The following is an 18,590-nucleotide window of genomic DNA, read 5'->3' as shown; positions in this document are numbered from 1 at the left end:
ACAATCTAGTTGTGAATTGCCTACAGGTCTGGTTAAGGAACCGCCCGAGAGTAGGCTTGAAAAGGTGAAAAAATGCATTATTTAACGAACTTAATTAGCCACTCAATGAGTCAAAGCCTAACCCTAATGAGTTTTTTGGTGGTTTTTGGACTTTTTGGTACCACTTCAGCCCAAGCTCAGAATAACAGCCAGGCACTGAGCCCATCGGAATTAAACCGTATCAATAACCAGCCACTCGCACCTGCAGTGAGTGCAAGTGGTGCGATGAATGCCCCGGAGCAACGTAAACCAAACTATCAGTACAAAGACAAAAATGGCACCACTGTTACTGAATATAAGGATGCCAATTCTCCAACACAGGTAGATGTAAAAACGCCATACACCAGCTATGAAATGGCACCACCCACCTCCGTGATGCCAGGGCCTCCAAAAGAAACAGATCTGATTAGCGTTCCAAGCGTCAGCATTCCCTTTTAATTTAAAAAGCATTTACTGATTTATGGCTGTATTTACCCCGATCGAGCTTGAAGATATTTCTCAATGGATTTCTCAAGACTTTGATATCGGCCAAGCCACTGAAATTCGTGGCATTCATGGTGGTATTGAAAACTCTAATTTTTTCTTAGATACCACCAAGGATGGCAAGAAGCAAGAATATGTTTTAACAATCTTTGAAAGATTGTCTGCGCAACAACTTCCTTTCTATTTAGAGTTAATGCGCCACCTAGCAAACAAAGGTGTGCCTGTACCCAAACCGCTTGAAAACAAGCAGGGCAATATTCTCTTTACCCTCAAAGGCAAGCCGGCAGCCATTGTTACCAAGCTACCAGGCCTTTCCAGGCTCCAACCGGAAACCAATCATTGCGCGCTCGTTGGCGAGATGCTGGCGAAGATGCATTTGGCTGGAAAAGATTTTCCAAAATCCCAAGAGAATCTTCGTAGCCTTGCTTGGTGGCAGAAAACAATACCTTCGGTATTGCCACACTTAAGCACGCCCCAGAAAGAACTCATTACTCATGAGTTAAAAACTCAAGAGGAATTTTTTGCCTCAGGCACCTATGATGGATTGCCGCAAGGGGCGAGTCATTGTGATCTCTTCCGCGACAATGTTTTATTTGATCCCAAAGGATCTGATTTCTCTCAAGATCATTTGGGTGGCTTCTTTGATTTTTACTTTGCTGGCACTGATAAATGGCTATTTGATATCGCCGTCACTGCCAATGATTGGTGTCTTGCTGATAACAAGCAAGATTTAGATCCTGTTCGCTTAGACACCTTCATGAAAGCCTATCAGTCGGTTCGCCCTGTCACCAAAGAAGAGCAAGCTAGCTGGCCACTCATGTTGCGTGCAGCCGCTTTACGCTTCTGGGTTTCAAGACTCTGGGACTTCTATTTGCCGCGCGATGCGCAGATGCTTACCCCACATGACCCTATGCACTTTGAACGTATTCTTTTAAGTCGCCGCTCACTATGAAACTGAATTCCGTAGCACCCAAAGAAGGCTACACCTGGATTAGACAAGGCATTTGGCTCTTTAAACAAAATCCCTTGGGCTTTTTAATGCTGGTCTTTATGTACGTCTTTGCAGCGCAGCTAGCAGTCGTCATTCCAGTGATTGGCGTCTTTGCAGTGCTTCTGCTCACGCCAACTCTTTCGGTTGGATTCATGACCGCTTGCCGCCAAGGCATTCAAAAGGAGCGCATTAGGCCGATGGTCTATTTGATAGTCCTGCGGTCTAGTCCTATCGTGCGAAAAAGAATTCTGCAATTAGGCCTGGTGTATGCCGGCATGATTTTGTTGCTCAGCTTTATCTTAAGTCTCTTAGTTGACTTTGAATTACTGCTTCCACTGATGACTAGTGATAAACCCATCACGCCCGAGGCTTTACGTCAGGTTTACTTGGTGCTTTGCTTTGGCGCGATACTGTACATACCAGTAGCGATGTTGATGTGGTTTTCACCAGTCTTAGTTGCATGGGCCGATATGTCTGTGCCACAAGCACTCTTCTCTAGCGCATTAGCGTGCTGGGCCAACAAAGCCGCGTTCTTTCTGTATCTAGCTATTTGGAGCGCCATTCTGATTGCTATTCCGCTAACAGTGGGAATGATTTTTGATGCGCTTGATCTGGGGCAGGCAGCCTCGTTCATCATCGCCCCAATTTCCATGGCGGGTTTGACGATAATGCACTGCTCTTTTTATGCGACTTGGAAAGCTTGCTTCACAGAAGATGAAGTGGTGTTGCCTGTTTAATTGATTTATCAGTCAATCGCAGCAAGCTTCGCAATACTCAGCTGTAGCCACTTGATACCGTGACGCTTGAAATTAACCTGCGCCCTTGCATCGGCATCTACGCCTTCTAAACCAGTCACGCGCCCTTCACCGAACTTCGTATGAAAGACATTCTGCCCAATGGTGAATGGATAATTGCCACGAGGTGGGGAGGCTAACCTTTTCACTTCCATCGAAGCTGAACCAACTCGCTTCGCTGGTCTTTGACGTTCAGAGCCTGAATCAAAAAAGTCATTCGACTCATATTCGCGTTGACGGGTATAACCGTCTTGCCAAGTAGATCCTGATCTTGAGTTTCCGCCGCCCCAGCGTGCATCTCTTGCTTTAGGAGTAAGCCATTTTAATGAATCGGATGGAAGCTCTTCTAGGAAGCGGGAAGGCATGTTGTAACGCACTTGGCCATGCAGCATCCGCGATTGAGTATGCGAGAGATAAAGCCGTTCCTTGGCACGTGTAATCGCCACATACATTAAGCGACGCTCTTCTTCCAAGCCATTCTGCTCATTCACACTGTTCTCATGAGGAAATAAACCCTCCTCAAGGCCGGTAATAAATACCGAGGTGAACTCTAAGCCCTTGGCTGAGTGCACTGTCATCAATTGGACGGCATCTTGCCCTGCTTGAGCTTGATTGTCACCAGCCTCTAATGAAGCATGGGATAAGAAGGCCGCTAAAGGTGAAACCTCTACAACGCCTGGAGCATTCTCACCCGGCAACATAGCGGCGGCCGCATCTTGGCCATAACCCTCTTCAGCAATAAAAGCAGTGGCAGCATTAATCAATTCTTGTAAGTTCTCGACGCGATCCTGTCCTTCACGCTCAGAGAGGTAGTGCTGAATCAAGCCACTATTCTGAATTACAAATTCGACTGTTTCTGGCAAAGTGTTGTGACGCGTAGCTTCACGCATGTGATCTACTAAACGCACAAATCCACTAAGTGCGGCGCCGGCTTTGCCTTCTAAAGTAGAGGCAGCTAAATATAAAGAACATTGTTGCGCTCTGGCGGCATCTTGCAAGGCCTCAATTGATCTTGCTCCAATTCCACGGGTTGGAAAATTCACGACCCGAGAGAATGAAGTGTCGTCATTCGGATTTTCGAGCAGGCGTAAATAAGCGAGTGCATGTTTAATTTCAGCGCGCTCGAAGAAACGCAAACCGCCATACACACGATACGGAATACCCGCAGAAAATAATGCGTGCTCAATAATGCGTGACTGTGCGTTGCTGCGATAGAGCAAAGCTACTTCAGTGCGCTTGATTCCGCTATTGACTAAAGCCTTAATCTCATCCACTAACCAAGCTGCCTCAGCATGATCGCTAGGCGCCTCATAAATACGGACTGGCTCGCCATGACCAGCATCGGTTCGCAGGTTTTTACCAAGGCGCTCAGAGTTATTCGCAATCAGGTGATTTGCCGTATCTAGAATATGGCCGTGTGAGCGATAGTTCTGCTCTAACTTCACCATCAATGGGTGGTATTGCTTTTCATAGAGACGCATGTTTTCAACGTCGGCGCCACGGAATGCATAAATACTTTGATCATCATCGCCCACCGCAAACACGGAACTGCTACCCATGCCGCTGACATTAATACGACTTGCGTCATGACCCGATAACAATTTGAGCCAAGCATATTGCAAAGCATTGGTATCTTGAAACTCGTCAATTAAAATATGACGGAAGCGTTCCTGATAGTGAGTCCGAATCGCTTCACTATGTTTAAGTAATTCATAACTGCGCAATAAGAGTTCAGCAAAATCCACCACACCTTCGCGTTGGCATTGCTCATCGTAAGCCGCATACAGTTGCGCCATCTTGGCTTGGAAATCATCACCAAGCGCTAAATCTTTTGCGCGTTGACCGCGCTCCTTGGCGTGGGCAATAAAGTATTGCAACTGCTTTGCAGGATATTTTTCATCATCGACTTTTAAACCCTTCAACAGGCGTTTAATTGCCGATAGTTGATCTTGGGTATCTAAGATTTGGAAAGTCGACGGTAAACCCGCTTCCTTGTGATGAGCGCGCAATAAACGATTACAAAGACCATGAAAGGTACCAATCCACATCCCCCGCGTATTGATTGGCAGCATGGCACTCAGGCGGAGCATCATCTCCTTGGCAGCCTTATTGGTGAAGGTCACCGCTAGGACGCCAATAGGGGATACCTGACCGGTCTGAATCAACCAGGCTATACGGGTGGTGAGGACGCGGGTCTTGCCGCTCCCTGCCCCAGCCAAAATCAAGGCTGATTGGGCTTGGCCATTTTCGTAGACGGGCGGGAGGGTCACTGCCTCGCGCTGTTCTGGATTGAGGTTCGCGAGCAAGTCTGAGTACATCAGCCCAATTATAATTTGCCTCTTATGCCAAATGCCTCAAATACCCCTAATTCACCAGCGGCCAGCTCAGCGGATGAGCTCGCCAAATCCTACGAACCCGCCCCGATAGAGGCCTACTGGGGTCCAGAGTGGGAACGCCGAGGTATCGCCGACTCCACCATGGATGAGGGCAAGGGGGACTTTTCTATTCAGTTGCCGCCTCCAAATGTGACTGGCACCCTGCACATGGGCCATGCCTTTAACCAAACCATCATGGACGGCTTGGTTCGTCATGCTCGCATGTCAGGCAAAAATACTTTATGGGTACCGGGCACCGATCATGCCGGTATTGCGACTCAAATTGTTGTGGAGCGTCAACTCGATGCGCAAAAAGTGTCTCGCCACGATTTGGGTCGTGACAAGTTTTTAGAAAAAGTCTGGGAGTGGAAAGAAACTTCCGGCAACACAATTACCCGCCAAATTCGTCGCTTAGGTGCTTCGATCGATTGGGGCAAAGAATATTTCACGATGGACAGCAAGATGTCCAAAGCAGTAGTCGAAGTCTTTGTCCGCCTCCATGAACAAGGCTTGATTTATCGCGGTAAACGCTTAGTGAACTGGGACCCTGTTTTGGGTACGGCAGTTTCTGATTTAGAAGTAGTGAGCGAAGAAGAAGATGGATCAATGTGGCACATCCGCTATCCATTGACCGATGGCTCTGGCCACCTCACTGTTGCCACTACCCGCCCAGAAACCTTATTAGGCGACGTTGCTGTCATGGTGAACCCAGAAGATGAGCGCTACAAGCATCTTATCGGCAAGTCAGTAAACTTACCTTTGTGTGATCGTCAGATTCCCATCATTGCTGATGACTATGTTGACTTGAACTTTGGCACTGGAGTTGTGAAGGTAACTCCCGCACATGACTTTAATGACTATGCAGTAGGTCAACGTCATCAACTACCCATGATCAACATCCTCACTTTGGATGCCAAAATTAATGAGAATGCTCCGGCCACCTATCAAGGCATGGAAAGATTCGCTGCACGCAAAAAAGTCGTTTCTGATTTAGAGGCTGCTGGTTTATTGGATAAAGTTCAGCCACATAAATTAATGGTGCCACGCGGTGATCGCACCCAAACCATCATTGAACCCATGCTCACCGACCAATGGTTTGTGGCGATGTCTAAACCTAGTCCCGATAATAAGTATCAACCAGGCTCCTCGATTGCTGGTGCTGCCTTGGATGCGGTAACCAAAGGTGATATCAAGCTGGTTCCAGAAAACTGGATCAATACCTATACGCAGTGGCTGGAGAACATTCAAGACTGGTGTATCTCCCGTCAGCTCTGGTGGGGCCATCAAATCCCCGCTTGGTATGGCGATGATGGGCAAATTTTTGTAGGGCGCTCTGAGGAAGAGGCTAAAGCGAAAGCTGTTGCAGCTGGTTACACCGGCAAACTCGACCGTGACCCTGACGTTCTAGATACTTGGTTCAGCTCTGCCTTAGTGCCATTTAGCTCTTTAGGTTGGCCAGAAGAAACGCCTGCCTTAAATCACTTCTTGCCTTCATCTGTTTTGGTGACTGGGTTTGACATCATCTTCTTCTGGGTAGCACGCATGGTGATGATGACCTGCCACTTCACTGGAAAAGTACCATTCCACACTGTCTATGTGCATGGCCTAGTGCGCGATGCGGAAGGTCAGAAGATGAGCAAGTCCAAAGGCAACACCTTGGACCCAATCGATTTGATTGACGGCATCAAGATTGAGGAGTTGGTAGGCAAAAGAACTACCGGCCTCATGAATCCAAAACAGGCTGAGAGTATTAGCAAGAAAACAAAGAAAGAGTTTCCGGATGGTATTCCTGCGTTTGGAACTGATGCCCTACGCTTTACTTTTGCCTCTTTAGCTTCGCTTGGTCGCAATATTAACTTTGATCAAAAGCGTTGCGAAGGCTACCGTAATTTCTGCAACAAGCTCTGGAATGCCACTCGCTTTGTGCTCATGAATTGCCCTGGTGGCGATGAAGACAATGGCTTTGCGCCTTGTGATAACCAATGCGGCCCTGATGGCTATTTGGGTTTTTCACCGGCTGATCGTTGGATCGTTTCTCAACTACAAAGGACAGAAGCCGAGGTAGCTAAAGGTTTTGAGGCCTATCGCTTTGACAATATTGCCAGCAGCATTTACCAATTTGTTTGGGATGAGTATTGCGATTGGTATCTAGAGCTTGCTAAAGTGCAGTTACAGACTGGTACACCAGCGCAACAACGTGCAACCCGCCGCACCCTATTGCGTGTTTTGGAAACCATTTTGCGCATGGCGCATCCTTTAATTCCATTTATTACCGAAACGCTTTGGCAAACTGTTGGCCCTAAATCCGGAAAAGTTTTAGCCCAGCAAGAAAAACAAACCATTGCGCTCCAACCTTATCCTGTTGCTCAGCCTGAAAAGATTGATGAGCAGAGTGAAGTCTGGGTTGCGCAGATCAAAGCAATTGTGGACGCCTGTAGAAATCTTCGTGGCGAGATGCAGGTTCCTCCCGGTCAAAAAGTGCCGCTCTGGATCTGCGGTCCAAAAGATTTCCTGGAAAAAGCGACTCCTTATCTCATGGCGCTTGCTAAATTAACTGAGGTCAAAATCTACAGCGATGAATCTGCTTTAGAAAAAGACGCTCCGGGTGCGCCAATTGCTTTGGTGGGCGATATCAAACTGCTACTCAAGATTGAAGTAGATGTTGCTGCTGAGCGTATTCGTCTTGGCAAAGAAATTGAGCGTCTGGCTAATGAAATCAATAAAGCCAAGGGCAAATTGACCAACGAAAGCTTCGTGGCACGTGCTCCAGCTGAGGTTGTTGCCCAAGAAAAACAGCGTCTTACAGGCTTTGAGCAAAATCATGAGAAGCTTGTTGCACAATTAGAGCGTCTCAAATAAAAAACGATAAGAACGGACTACCCATGTCAATCCATTTCGGCTCCAAAAAAGTAACTAAGGCTGTATTTCCCGTTGCGGGATTTGGCACACGCTTTTTGCCTGCAACCAAAGCCAGTCCAAAAGAAATGCTCAATGTTGTGGATAAGCCGCTGATTCAATACGCTGTTGATGAAGCTGTTGCAGCTGGAATTACTGAGCTCATTTTTGTTACGGGTCGCAGCAAGCGCGCCATTGAAGATCACTTTGATAAAGCCTACGAGTTAGAGGCAGCCCTAGAAGCAAAGAACAAACAGGACCTTCTCCAGCTTGTTCGCAGCGTTAAACCTGATAATGTGGACTGCATCTACATTAGACAAGCTGAACCATTGGGCTTGGGACATGCGGTTTTATGTGCTGCCAGAGTAGTTGGTGATGAACCATTTGCAGTTATTTTGGCCGACGACCTTTTGGATGGGCAACCGCCAGTTCTCTCTCAAATGCTCAAAGTGTATGAAGAGCAAGAGGGATCTGTTTTGGCAGTGGAAAAAATCGATCCTGCCAAAAGCAGCTCATACGGAATAGTCTCAGGGGATGAGGTCAGCAAAGGCATTTATCGCCTCAATGGCATCGTTGAGAAACCAAAGCCAGTAGATGCGCCTTCTGACCTTGCGGTAGTTGGACGTTATGTGCTCTCAGCAAAGATTTTTGATCACATTCGTAATGTAAAACCTGGTGCCGGCGGAGAAATTCAACTCACCGATGCCATTGCCGCATTACTAAAAGAAGATCCCGTATTTGCTTACAAATATGATGGCGTTCGTTATGACTGCGGTAGCAAGTTGGGCTACCTCAAAGCCTCTGTAGATTTTGCTCTACGGCACAAAGAGGTTGGCGAAGAGTTCGCTGAGTACTTAAAAAGCTGGTCTTTAAAGTAACTATCTCTCAATGCAATAAAAAAGGCAGAGATTAATCTCTGCCTTTTTGTTTGATCCCTTACCAAGAGGTATGAGCGTCAGAATTTTTCTTATCTGCGCCTCATAAAGAAAACCAGTACATCACCCTCTGTAGTGCTTGCAAGCAACTCATTGCCAGTTTGCTTGGCAAATGCAGGGAAGTCATGAGCGGCGCCCGCATCGGTTGCCTTAATCTTTAAGACCTCACCTGACTGCATCGTTGCCAATGCTTTTTTAGTACGCAAGATAGGCAATGGGCAGTTCATCCCAATCGCGTCTACCTCTGCATTAAAAGCAATATTCACTGGTTCACTCATTTGCTTGCTACCCAGTCTTTAACACCGTCCAAGGCCGCACCCAGCTTACTAGGATCAGTTCCGCCGGCCATCGCCATTTCTGGTTTACCGCCACCTTTACCGCCTACTTGTTGAGCAACAAAGTTCACGAGATCCCCTGCCTTAACTTTGCCAATCGAATCAGCAGTAACGCCCGCAATTAAACTCACCTTATCGCCCTGCACTGAGGCCAGCACAATGGCAGCAGTTTTGAGTTTAGCTTTGAGGGCATCCATCGTTTCACGAAGTACGCCAGCATCAGCGCCATCAATTCGAGCAGCAAGGACTTTAATACCATTCACATCAATGGCTTGACCCGCCAACTCATCGCCCTGGCTGGCAGCTAACTTAGAGTTCACTTTTTCTAAATCGCGCCCCGCTTGACGCAGGCTTTCTTGAAGTTGCGCAACGCGATTAACCAAATCACCAGGATGGGTTTTGAGAATCGCCGCAGCTTCATTGATCTTGTCTTCTAAACCTTGCAAGAAATGCAGCGCGTTATTGCCGGTCACAGCCTCAACGCGGCGGATACCAGCGGCAACACCACTTTCAGAAACAATCTTCAAGCTACCGATATCGCCGGTGCGACATACGTGAGTGCCACCACAGAGCTCTTTAGAAGAGCCGATCTCCAGCACACGCACTTCATCGCCGTACTTCTCACCAAACAACATCATGGCGCCAGTCTTTTGCGCATCATCCAAAGACATGACTTTGCCTGAGGTTGCGGTATTTTCCAGAATCTCTTGATTTACGATATCTTCAATGAGACGAATTTGCTCGGCCGTAATAGGCGCATTGTGCGTAAAGTCAAAACGGGTCTTAGTGGCATCCACCAATGAACCCTTTTGTTGGACATGATCACCTAATACTTCACGTAAGGCTTTATGCAAAATATGAGTAGCGCTGTGGTTACGCATCGTATCGTTTCTTTGCTGGGCGTCTACCAATGCATTGATTGCATCGCCTACTTTGAGCTCGCCCTCAAGCACTTCTCCCTGATGACCAAATACATCGGCCTGAATCTTGAAGGTATCTTCAACTACAAAACGAATACTGTCGTTGCGCAGCTCGCCTTTGTCACCTACTTGACCGCCAGATTCAGCATAGAAAGGGGTGTTATCCAAAACAATCACGGCAGCATCACCGGCTTTAACAGAGGGAACGGCAGAACCATCTACATACAGGGCGGTTACTTTGGCGCCCTCATGCTTTAAGGTGTCATAACCATGAAATTGCGTAGGCTTGCCTTTGTAATCCAGGCCCTGAGCTACCTTGAATTTGCCTGCAGCTCTTGCTTGATCACGTTGCTTCTGCATCGCTACTTCAAAACCTTCGGCATCAACAGTAACGTCACGTTCACGACAAACGTCAGCCGTTAGATCTAATGGGAAACCAAAAGTGTCATGCAAGCGGAAAGCGGTTTCTCCGTCAACTACTTTTGCACCACCAGCTAAAGCAGCATCCAAAATTTCCATGCCATTAGCAATGGTTTGGAAGAAGCGCTCTTCTTCTTGCTTAATGACTTCACTCACTTTATCTTGTGCTGCACGTAACTCTGGATAAGCCTCGCCCATCTCTTTGACAAGCGCAGGTACCAACTGATAAAAGAATGGTTTACGTGCACCTAACTTATAACCATGACGAATCGCGCGACGTGCAATGCGGCGTAATACATAACCACGACCAGCGTTACCTGGAATGACGCCATCGACCACAATGAAACTACATGCGCGGATGTGGTCAGCAATGACCTTTAATGAAGGACTTTGTGCATCACAGTTTTCACCACCCGCCGCATCCACCGCGTCCTTAGAAGCCTTAAGGAGATTGACGAAGAGGTCGATCTCATAATTGGAGTGAACATGCTGCAAGACTGCTGCAATGCGCTCAAGACCCATGCCTGTATCAACGCTAGGTTTAGGTAGCGGATGCATTACACCGGCCTCGTCGCGGTTGTACTGCATGAAGACGTTATTCCAAATTTCGATGAAGCGATCACCATCTTCATCAGGACTTCCAGGAGGGCCACCAGGAATATGTTCACCGTGATCGTAGAAAATTTCAGTACAAGGTCCACAAGGGCCTGTGTCACCCATCATCCAAAAATTATCTGATGCGTAACGCGCGCCTTTGTTGTCTCCAATGCGAATAATGCGATCGGCAGGAACCCCGATTTGTTTATTCCAAATCTCATAAGCTTCGTCATCTTCAGCATAGACAGTGACTAGGAGCTTTTCTTTTGGCAACTTGAAAACTTGGGTCAATAAATCCCAGGCAAATTGAATAGCGTCCTTCTTGAAATAATCTCCAAAAGAGAAATTTCCCAGCATTTCAAAAAAGGTATGGTGACGCGCGGTGTATCCAACGTTATCCAAATCGTTGTGTTTGCCACCGGCCCGGATGCACTTCTGGGCAGTCGTAGCGCGGTTATATGGGCGCTTATCGAAGCCCAAAAACACATCTTTAAATTGGTTCATGCCCGCATTAGTAAATAGCAGTGTTGGATCATCCCCTGGCACCACTGGGCTAGAAGGGACGATTTGGTGGCCTTTTTGGGCAAAGAAGTCCAGATAGGCCTGGCGAATTTGGGAGACTTTCATGGCAATAATTATCGCATTGGCACCTCTCTAGGGCAAACCCTAGACAAGATCCCCATATCCTGCCTTACAATCGCTCAACATCAATAAATCGACAAATAAGTCGGTAATTAAGGAGCGCAACTTGGAAATCCGCAATCAAAAAGATTTTGGGGCTGGCCTAATGTATATGGTCATTGGTCTCTTTTTCACCTTCATGGCTACCCAGTATCCAATGGGAACTGCGGCCAAAATGGGTCCTGGATACTTTCCCTTCTGGCTCGGCATAGTCATGACAGCCTTGGGTTTACTCATCCTAGTGAAGTCACTCAGCGCTAAAGCAGCGATTGAAAAAATCCCTCCTTTCAATTGGAAGGTTATTGGCCTCATTACTGGATCCGTCATTGCATACGGCATCCTCTTGCCTACGATGGGCTTTATCGTAGCCGTCTTCGTTTTGGTATTTATGTCAGCCAGCGCAAGTCATGAATTTCATTGGAAAGGCACTTTAATCAATGCCACATTTCTGATTGTTTTCACTTACTCGGTATTCGTTATGGGTCTGAAATTACAGTTCCCATTACTGCCTTTCTTCTTACAATAACGAGCCGGGATACTAAAAAATGGATTTATTTGCTAACTTAGCTCTCGGTTTTGATACTGCGTTTACATTACAAAATCTTCTGTACTGCCTGATCGGCTGCGTATTGGGAACCCTGATTGGCGTATTGCCAGGCTTGGGTCCCATCGCCACGATTGCCATGTTGTTGCCAGCTACTTATGCCTTGCCTCCAATCGCTGCATTAATTATGTTGGCTGGTATTTACTACGGCTCACAGTACGGCGGTTCTACAACAGCAATTCTGTTGAACATCCCAGGAGAGACGTCCTCGGTGGTGACGGCGATCGATGGCTACCAAATGGCCAGAAATGGTCGAGCTGGTGTTGCATTGTTCACTGCCGGCATGGGTTCATTCTTTGCGGGTTGCGTGGCAACTTTAGTGTTGGCCGCTTTTGCTGCACCACTCTCACAGTTGGCATTTAAGTTTGGTCCAGCGGAGTACTTCTCTCTGATGATCTTGGGCTTGATCGGTGCGGTTGTATTGGCATCCGGCTCTTTGATCAAAGCGATTGGCATGATCGTCTTGGGCCTTCTAATGGGCTTGATCGGCACTGACGTTAACTCTGGTGTTTCGCGTTATGCGTTTGATATTCCTGAGTTGAGCGATGGTATTGGCTTCGTTGCAGTTGCGATGGGTGTCTTTGGTTTCGCAGAGATCATGGGTAACCTTGAGAAAACCGATGAGGACGAAGGCTTCCTTAACAAAATGACCACGATGATTCCTACAAAGGAAGATGTCAAGCGCATGATTCCCTCCATCTTGCGCGGCACAACGATTGGTTCGATTCTAGGTATCCTACCGGGCGGTGGCGCAGCACTTGCTGCTTTTGGCGCTTACTCGGTTGAGAAAAAATCATCTAAGTACAGCCATGAGTTCGGTAAAGGCGCCATTGAAGGTGTTGCTGGTCCTGAATCAGCTAACAATGCTGCCGCTCAAACCTCATTCATTCCATTGTTGACTTTGGGTATCCCACCAAACGCAGTGATGGCATTGATGGTTGGCGCAATGACTATTCACAACATTCAACCAGGTCCTCAAGTAATGACCAGTAACCCAGCCTTGTTCTGGGGTCTGATCGCTTCCATGTGGATTGGAAACGTCATGTTGATTCTCTTGAACTTGCCCCTGATTGGTATCTGGGTAAAGTTACTAAAGATTCCTTATCGCTTCATGTACCCAGCCATTCTGGTTTTCTGCTGTATCGGTGTCTATACCGTAAACAACACCGTATTTGACGTATACGTGACCGCTGCCTTCGGCATCATTGGTTACCTCTTCTTCAAACTGGGTTGCGAACCGCCTCCATTGCTTTTGGGCTTCGTATTAGGACCAATGATGGAAGAGAACTTCCGCCGCGCGTTATTACTTTCCCGTGGTGATTTCACTACCTTCTTGACTCGCCCACTCTCCTTGGGATTGCTCATTGCATCAGCCCTCTTGGTGGTGATCGTGGCCCTGCCTGCGGTTAAGAAGACTCGCGAAGAGGCTTTCGTCGAAGACTGATAGTTTTACGCCTCACAGAAACGAGCCCGCAGCTGTTTGCGGGCTTTTTCTTTATGGGCTGGGGGTTTTCTCTACAATGTGGCTATGTCCCAAGATAGCAAACCTTCCAAAGCAAATACCGGCGCTATAGCCGAACCGTCTAATTTCTTGCGCCAGATCATCGATCATGATTTGGCAAGTGGGGCTTTTGCACAGCGCACCAATTTAGCTGGGGAGCCTATCCCATCGATCATCACCCGCTTTCCACCAGAGCCTAATGGCTACTTACATATTGGTCACGCTAAAAGCATTTGCCTGAACTTTGGATTAGCTGCTGATTACAACAGTCAAGCTGGAGGTGCGCGCTGCAATATGCGTTTAGATGACACCAATCCTGTTAAAGAGGATGTCGAGTACGCAGACAGTATTTTGGAAGCAGTGAAGTGGCTTGGTTTTGATTGGGGAACCCATCTTTATCATGCAAGCGATTATTTTGATCGCCTCTATGAGTTTGCTGAAATCTTGATTCAGAATGGCAAAGCATATGTCGATAGCCAAAGTGCTGATGACATTCATACCAATCGAGGTAACTTTGGCCAAGCGGGAAAAAATAGTCCTTACCGCGATCGCAGCCCAGAAGAGAATCTCTCCTTATTCCGTGAAATGCGTGCTGGGAAGTTCAAGGATGGTGAGCATGTACTGCGCCTGAAAATTGACATGACGCATCCCAATATTGTGATGCGTGATCCCGTGGTTTACCGCATCCGCCATACCGATCACCACCGCACGGGCAGCAAATGGTGCATTTACCCTTTATATGACTTCACCCATTGCATCTCTGACGCCTTAGAGAATGTCTCTCACTCCATCTGCACGCTAGAGTTCGAGAACAATCGCCCCTTGTACGATTGGATTGTGAATTCATTAAAAGAATTGGGTGTCTTTAAAGACCCGGTACCACATCAATATGAGTTCGCACGCCTCAACCTGACCTACACCATCACCAGTAAACGTAAGTTACTGCAGCTTGTAGAAGAAAAGCATGTTGAGGGCTGGGATGACCCGCGGATGCCAACCATCGTAGGCATCCGTCGTCGTGGCTACACCCCTGAAAGTATTCGTTTGTTCTGCGAGCGCATTGGCGTCTCTAAAGCTGATAGCTGGATTGATATGAGCACCCTTGATCAAGCATTACGTGATGATCTAGAAGTCAGAGCTCCACGTGCTACTGCAGTGCTCAAGCCACTCAAGCTCGTCGTTGAAAACTTTGATGCCTCAGCAAAAGAAGCTTGCTCTGCACCGCGCCATCCTAATCATCCAGAGTGGGGCAATCGTGAATTTCATTTCACACGCGAACTGTGGATTGAGGCGGATGACTTTATGAAAGAGCCTATCAAGGGATTCTTCAGACTTTATCCACCAATTGGAGACCAGCCTGGTAGCCGCGTTCGCTTACGCCATGGCTTTGTAGTGGAATGCACTGGTTTTGAAACCGATGCACAAGGGAATGTCACCCAAGTCAACGTGACACACTTTCCCGATAGCAAGAGTGGCACTGCTGGCTCCAATAACTACAAGGTCAAGGGCAATATTCACTGGATCAGCGCGGCTGAAGCGATTCCTGCAGAAGTGCGTCTATACGATCATCTGTTTAGCGACCCCCACCCAGATAGTGGTGACAAGAATTTCTTAGAATCGATCAATCCAAATTCAAAGCAAACAATTGCTGCTTACTTAGAACCCTGCATGAAAGATGCCAAAGCAGAAGATCAATTCCAGTTTGAGCGTCACGGCTACTTTGTCGCCGACAAAAATGACTCCAAATCTGGCAAGCCAGTATTCAACCGTACGGTTAGCCTCAAGGATTCTTGGAAATAGTTTTCAGAAAATGTCCTACGCTGGGATAGCGTAGTGGTGTTTTTAATTCCGGTAGGCGCTGATTGGTAACCCTGCGTGACTCGCGCATAAAGGACCAAAGCATCGGGCTAACAATTTTCTGCAACTCGCTGCCAGGCAATCTAACTGGTCTTTCCAAGCCAAATGCATCCGCCACTTCATCAAAGTAATCACCCATTTTGGTCTCGCCGCCATCACAGGCATTAATGATGCGCTGAGGCTTGCCATGGTAGACCGCTGCGCAGACTAGCCTCGCTAAATCATCGCTATGAATGTGATTCGAATAAGCATCCTCCTCCGGCAGTAATGCAGGTGTTTGCGCCTGAAGCCTCTCAATCGGTAAGCGGTCGGCTGCATAAATTCCGGGAACGCGCAGAATCGTCAAAGCCACTCCATGGGCGGGCGCCCATAAACGGAGAATCCTCTCGGCATCCACCCTTCTTTGCGCACGCTCACTTTGGGGGTTTACTGGGGTAGCCTCACTCACCTTTCCACCCCTATGATCACCGTAAACACCGGTGGTGCTGATATAAATCAGGCGCCTGACGGTATTGGAGCCTTGGGCTAAAATTCGGAGAAGGTTGCGGGTTCGGCAATCACGATTTCCACCATTTTGCGGTGGCGCTAGATGAATGACGGTTTGAGCTAAACCGCTAAGGCGCCATAAAGACTCTGGATTATCCAGATTACCCAAAATAGGAATCGCGCCAACCGCCCTCAACTCCTGAAAGCGATTTTGTTGAGAGGTAAGCGCAAAGACACGGTGGCTTCGCGAAAGTTGTTTAGCTACCCGAAGACCGATGTCTCCGCAGCCAATAATCAGGATTGAAGGCTTACCAAAAGATTGCATAAGTAACATCGTAACGATTTATTGAAAGGAATGAGAGTGTCTTATCAGGTCACGCTCAAAACGAGCGGCAAACAATTTACCGTCAATCCAGATGAGAATCTCCTGGAGGCCGCTCTTCGTCAAGGCATCAACCTGCCCTATGGCTGCAAAAATGGTGCTTGTGGCTCCTGCAAAGGTAAAGTTTTAGAAGGTCAAGTCACTCATGACCAGCATAGTGAAAGCGCCCTGAGCAAGGCCGATGAGACTGCGGGTGGCATTCTGTTTTGCTGCTCCCATCCCCAATCAGACCTGCTGATTGAAGCTCGTGAAGTACAAGGAGCGGGCGATATTGCGATTCGCAAGGTGCCTTGCCGAGTCAACGCGATTACCAAACCCAGTGATGATGTCGCCATTCTCAAGCTTCAACTACCCGCTGCAGAACGCTTTCAATTCCTGGCTGGGCAGTATTTGGAGTTTCTCCTTAAGGATGGCCAACGACGTGCTTACTCCATCGCCAATGCGCCTGAGCAAGAAGGTCCACTGGAGTTGCATATTCGTCATTTGCCAGGCGGCCTATTTACTGACTTTGTGTTTGGTGCCGTCACGCCCGCATTAAAAGAAAAAGATATTCTTCGTTTTGAAGGTCCCTTGGGTAGCTTTTTCTTAAGAGAAGATTCTAAGAAACCAATTATTTTTGTTGCAGCTGGCACGGGCTTTGCCCCAATCAAATCAATCATCGAACAAATGCGGGTGAAAAAGATTCATCGACCCATTCATTTGTACTGGGGTGGACGTCGCCCTGGCGATCTGTATTTAGGTGATTTGTGCAAAGCTTGGGAAAATGAAATTGCTGACTTTAAATACGTCCCGGTGATTTCAGACGCCTTTGCGGAGGATGGCTGGCAAGGTCGCACTGGCTTTGTCCATCAAGCTGTGATGGCTGACCATCTTGATATGAAGGGTTTTCAGGTCTATGCTTGTGGTGCCCCAGTGATGGTCAATGCCGCCAGAAATGACTTTTCATCCAAATGTCATCTGCCTGAGGAAGAATTCTTTGCCGACTCATTTACTAGCGCTGCTGATTTAGCAATAGCCTAGAGCCTGCAAACCCATTCAGTTAGATAATAGAGTTATTACTTTAGAACCCTTACTTTTCATTTTTAAGCCAAGCAGATCAGCATGAATAAGCCAACTCAGACTATTGACACCCACTCAGTCATGTTTATTACACCGCGCCCAGAGGTGGTGATGATGGAGGGCAATGGTTCATGGCTAACGGATAACAATGGGAAACGCTATTTGGATTTCTTGCAAGGCTGGGCCGTTAACTGCTTAGGTCACTGCAACCCAGGAATGATTGAAGCGCTCAATGCGCAAGCAAGGAAGTTGATTAATCCAAGCCCCGCGTTCTACAACGAACCAATGATTAGTTTATCTAACCTTCTCACTAAAAACAGCTGCTTCAATAAAGTCTTCTTTGCCAATAGCGGAGCTGAAGCCAATGAAGGTGCCATTAAGTTAGCGCGCAAATGGGGCCAACTCAACAAATCAGGCGCCTTTGAAATTATTACCTTTGGTCACAGCTTTCATGGTCGCACATTAGCAACTATGAGCGCCTCCGGAAAGCCAAACTGGGATACGATGTTTGCTCCTCAAGTAGCGGGCTTTCCTAAAGCGGATTTAAATGATTTAGAGTCGGTTAAGAAACTTGTGACCGATAAAACCGTTGCAGTCATGCTTGAACCAGTACAAGGCGAAGGCGGCGTGATTCCAACTACTCAAGAATTCATGCGTGAGCTACGCAAGTTCACTAAAGAAAATAATATTCTGTTAATTGCTGATGAAGTACAGGCTGGTTGCGGCCGTACCGGCAAGCTCTTTGCTTACCAAAACTACGGTATTGAGCCTGACATCATGACTTTAGGTAAAGGCATTGGTGGTGGTGTTCCATTAGCAGCTCTATTGGCAACAGATGCGGTAGCTTGCTTTGTGCCAGGCGATCAAGGTGGGACCTATAACGGCAACCCACTCATGACAGCTGTTGGTATTAGCGTCATTGAGCAACTGTTAGCCCCAGGATTTTTAGATAGCGTCAAATCTAAAGGTGAATTGCTCAAGTCTGAATTACTCAAGCTTTGTGCAGAATTTAATCTTGAAGGTGAGCGTGGCGAAGGATTGCTGCGCGCATTGATGCTTGGAAAAGATATTGGCCCAAAACTAGTTGATCTTGCCAGAGATCGTAGTCCTGAGGGACTGCTGATTAATTCACCAAGACCGAACTTGTTACGCTTTATGCCTGCTTTAAATGTATCGGATGATGAAATTCGTCAGATGTGCAATATGCTGCGTGAGCTGCTAAAGCAAGTCGACTAA

The 18,590-nt window shown here is 47.4% G+C and carries 14 protein-coding genes; 10 read left to right on the top strand and 4 right to left on the bottom strand.

Features of this window, described 5'->3' with window-relative positions; genetic code table 11:
• The first annotated feature begins 105 nt into the window (after positions 1-105).
• Genes ICE89_RS10235 through ICE89_RS10225 form a run of 3 tightly spaced genes read left to right on the top strand, consistent with a single transcriptional unit; the run spans position 106 to position 2,250 of the window.
• Positions 106-477 carry a hypothetical protein gene (locus tag ICE89_RS10235; protein ID WP_255537367.1) on the top strand — a complete coding sequence of 124 codons (372 nt, stop codon included), beginning with the start codon at positions 106-108 and terminating at the stop codon, positions 475-477.
• A 22-nt stretch (positions 478-499) separates the two neighbouring features.
• Positions 500-1,474: a homoserine kinase gene (locus tag ICE89_RS10230; RefSeq protein WP_216265804.1), complete on the top strand. Its 975-nt coding sequence runs from the start codon at positions 500-502 to the stop codon at positions 1,472-1,474.
• Positions 1,471-2,250 carry a BPSS1780 family membrane protein gene (locus ICE89_RS10225; RefSeq protein ID WP_216265803.1) on the top strand — a complete coding sequence of 260 codons (780 nt, stop codon included), beginning with the start codon at positions 1,471-1,473 and terminating at the stop codon, positions 2,248-2,250. The genes ICE89_RS10230 and ICE89_RS10225 overlap by 4 nt, the downstream gene beginning before the upstream one ends.
• A gap of 8 nt (positions 2,251-2,258) precedes the next feature.
• On the opposite strand, the gene ICE89_RS10220 is transcribed toward ICE89_RS10225, so the two are convergent.
• Positions 2,259-4,625, bottom strand: a complete 2,367-nt coding sequence (locus tag ICE89_RS10220; RefSeq protein ID WP_216265802.1) for a UvrD-helicase domain-containing protein — start codon at positions 4,623-4,625, stop codon at positions 2,259-2,261.
• Positions 4,626-4,649: 24 nt separating this feature from the next.
• On the opposite strand from ICE89_RS10220, the gene ICE89_RS10215 reads away from it, so the two are divergent.
• Together ICE89_RS10215 and galU are read left to right on the top strand one after the other, a co-directional pair.
• Complete coding sequence (locus ICE89_RS10215) at positions 4,650-7,541, top strand: valine--tRNA ligase (RefSeq protein WP_216265801.1); 2,892 nt, start codon at positions 4,650-4,652, stop codon at positions 7,539-7,541.
• Positions 7,542-7,564: 23 nt separating this feature from the next.
• A complete protein-coding gene (gene galU / locus ICE89_RS10210; protein ID WP_216262681.1) occupies positions 7,565-8,455 on the top strand; it encodes a UTP--glucose-1-phosphate uridylyltransferase GalU in 891 nt (296 codons plus the stop codon).
• Between the two features lie 89 nt (positions 8,456-8,544).
• Here the strand turns inward: galU and ICE89_RS10205 are convergent, their stop codons facing one another.
• Together ICE89_RS10205 and alaS are read right to left on the bottom strand one after the other, a co-directional pair.
• On the bottom strand, positions 8,545-8,790 hold the full coding sequence (locus tag ICE89_RS10205; RefSeq protein WP_216860449.1) for a sulfurtransferase TusA family protein: 246 nt from the start codon (positions 8,788-8,790) through the stop codon (positions 8,545-8,547).
• The gene (gene alaS / locus ICE89_RS10200) at positions 8,787-11,411 is read right to left on the bottom strand and encodes an alanine--tRNA ligase (protein ID WP_216265800.1); all 2,625 of its coding nucleotides are present in this window, start codon (positions 11,409-11,411) and stop codon (positions 8,787-8,789) included. The genes ICE89_RS10205 and alaS overlap by 4 nt, the downstream gene beginning before the upstream one ends.
• 121 nt (positions 11,412-11,532) lie before the next feature.
• On the opposite strand from alaS, the gene ICE89_RS10195 reads away from it, so the two are divergent.
• The 3 genes from ICE89_RS10195 to ICE89_RS10185 all read left to right on the top strand — a co-directional run bounded on the left by ICE89_RS10195 (position 11,533) and on the right by ICE89_RS10185 (position 15,370).
• On the top strand, positions 11,533-11,991 hold the full coding sequence (locus ICE89_RS10195; RefSeq protein WP_216265799.1) for a tripartite tricarboxylate transporter TctB family protein: 459 nt from the start codon (positions 11,533-11,535) through the stop codon (positions 11,989-11,991).
• Positions 11,992-12,010: 19 nt separating this feature from the next.
• A complete protein-coding gene (locus ICE89_RS10190; protein ID WP_215358500.1) occupies positions 12,011-13,513 on the top strand; it encodes a tripartite tricarboxylate transporter permease in 1,503 nt (500 codons plus the stop codon).
• Positions 13,514-13,597: 84 nt separating this feature from the next.
• Positions 13,598-15,370 carry a glutamine--tRNA ligase/YqeY domain fusion protein gene (locus ICE89_RS10185; RefSeq protein ID WP_216265798.1) on the top strand — a complete coding sequence of 591 codons (1,773 nt, stop codon included), beginning with the start codon at positions 13,598-13,600 and terminating at the stop codon, positions 15,368-15,370.
• Here the strand turns inward: ICE89_RS10185 and ICE89_RS10180 are convergent.
• The gene (locus tag ICE89_RS10180; protein WP_255558803.1) at positions 15,351-16,247 is read right to left on the bottom strand and encodes an SDR family oxidoreductase; all 897 of its coding nucleotides are present in this window, start codon (positions 16,245-16,247) and stop codon (positions 15,351-15,353) included. The genes ICE89_RS10185 and ICE89_RS10180 overlap by 20 nt on opposite strands.
• A gap of 27 nt (positions 16,248-16,274) precedes the next feature.
• Between ICE89_RS10180 and ICE89_RS10175 the strand changes: the two genes are divergently transcribed.
• The gene (locus tag ICE89_RS10175) at positions 16,275-17,315 is read left to right on the top strand and encodes a 2Fe-2S iron-sulfur cluster-binding protein (protein WP_216265797.1); all 1,041 of its coding nucleotides are present in this window, start codon (positions 16,275-16,277) and stop codon (positions 17,313-17,315) included.
• 81 nt (positions 17,316-17,396) lie between these two features.
• Entirely contained in the window at positions 17,397-18,590 is a 1,194-nt protein-coding gene (locus ICE89_RS10170; protein ID WP_216265796.1) for an acetylornithine transaminase, read from the top strand.

This window comes from Polynucleobacter sp. AP-Kaivos-20-H2 (assembly GCF_018882215.1).
GTDB lineage: Bacteria > Pseudomonadota > Gammaproteobacteria > Burkholderiales > Burkholderiaceae > Polynucleobacter.
The sequence above is the reverse complement of the archived record's forward strand: the minus strand, read 5'-3'. Positions and strand labels throughout refer to the sequence as shown.

Excerpts from the sequence above, each read along its gene's own strand:
- ICE89_RS10235 (WP_255537367.1), top strand. The coding sequence starts at position 106 with ATGAGTCAAAGCCTAACCCTAATGAGTTTTTTGGTGGTTTTTGGACTT.
- ICE89_RS10180 (WP_255558803.1), bottom strand. The coding sequence starts at position 16,247 with ATGTTACTTATGCAATCTTTTGGTAAGCCTTCAATCCTGATTATTGGC.
- ICE89_RS10205 (WP_216860449.1), bottom strand. The coding sequence starts at position 8,790 with ATGAGTGAACCAGTGAATATTGCTTTTAATGCAGAGGTAGACGCGATT.
- ICE89_RS10225 (WP_216265803.1), top strand. The coding sequence starts at position 1,471 with ATGAAACTGAATTCCGTAGCACCCAAAGAAGGCTACACCTGGATTAGA.
- ICE89_RS10170 (WP_216265796.1), top strand. The coding sequence starts at position 17,397 with ATGAATAAGCCAACTCAGACTATTGACACCCACTCAGTCATGTTTATT.
- ICE89_RS10215 (WP_216265801.1), top strand. The coding sequence starts at position 4,650 with ATGCCAAATGCCTCAAATACCCCTAATTCACCAGCGGCCAGCTCAGCG.
- ICE89_RS10220 (WP_216265802.1), bottom strand. The coding sequence starts at position 4,625 with ATGTACTCAGACTTGCTCGCGAACCTCAATCCAGAACAGCGCGAGGCA.
- ICE89_RS10190 (WP_215358500.1), top strand. The coding sequence starts at position 12,011 with ATGGATTTATTTGCTAACTTAGCTCTCGGTTTTGATACTGCGTTTACA.
- galU (WP_216262681.1), top strand. The coding sequence starts at position 7,565 with ATGTCAATCCATTTCGGCTCCAAAAAAGTAACTAAGGCTGTATTTCCC.
- ICE89_RS10230 (WP_216265804.1), top strand. The coding sequence starts at position 500 with ATGGCTGTATTTACCCCGATCGAGCTTGAAGATATTTCTCAATGGATT.
- alaS (WP_216265800.1), bottom strand. The coding sequence starts at position 11,411 with ATGAAAGTCTCCCAAATTCGCCAGGCCTATCTGGACTTCTTTGCCCAA.
- ICE89_RS10185 (WP_216265798.1), top strand. The coding sequence starts at position 13,598 with ATGTCCCAAGATAGCAAACCTTCCAAAGCAAATACCGGCGCTATAGCC.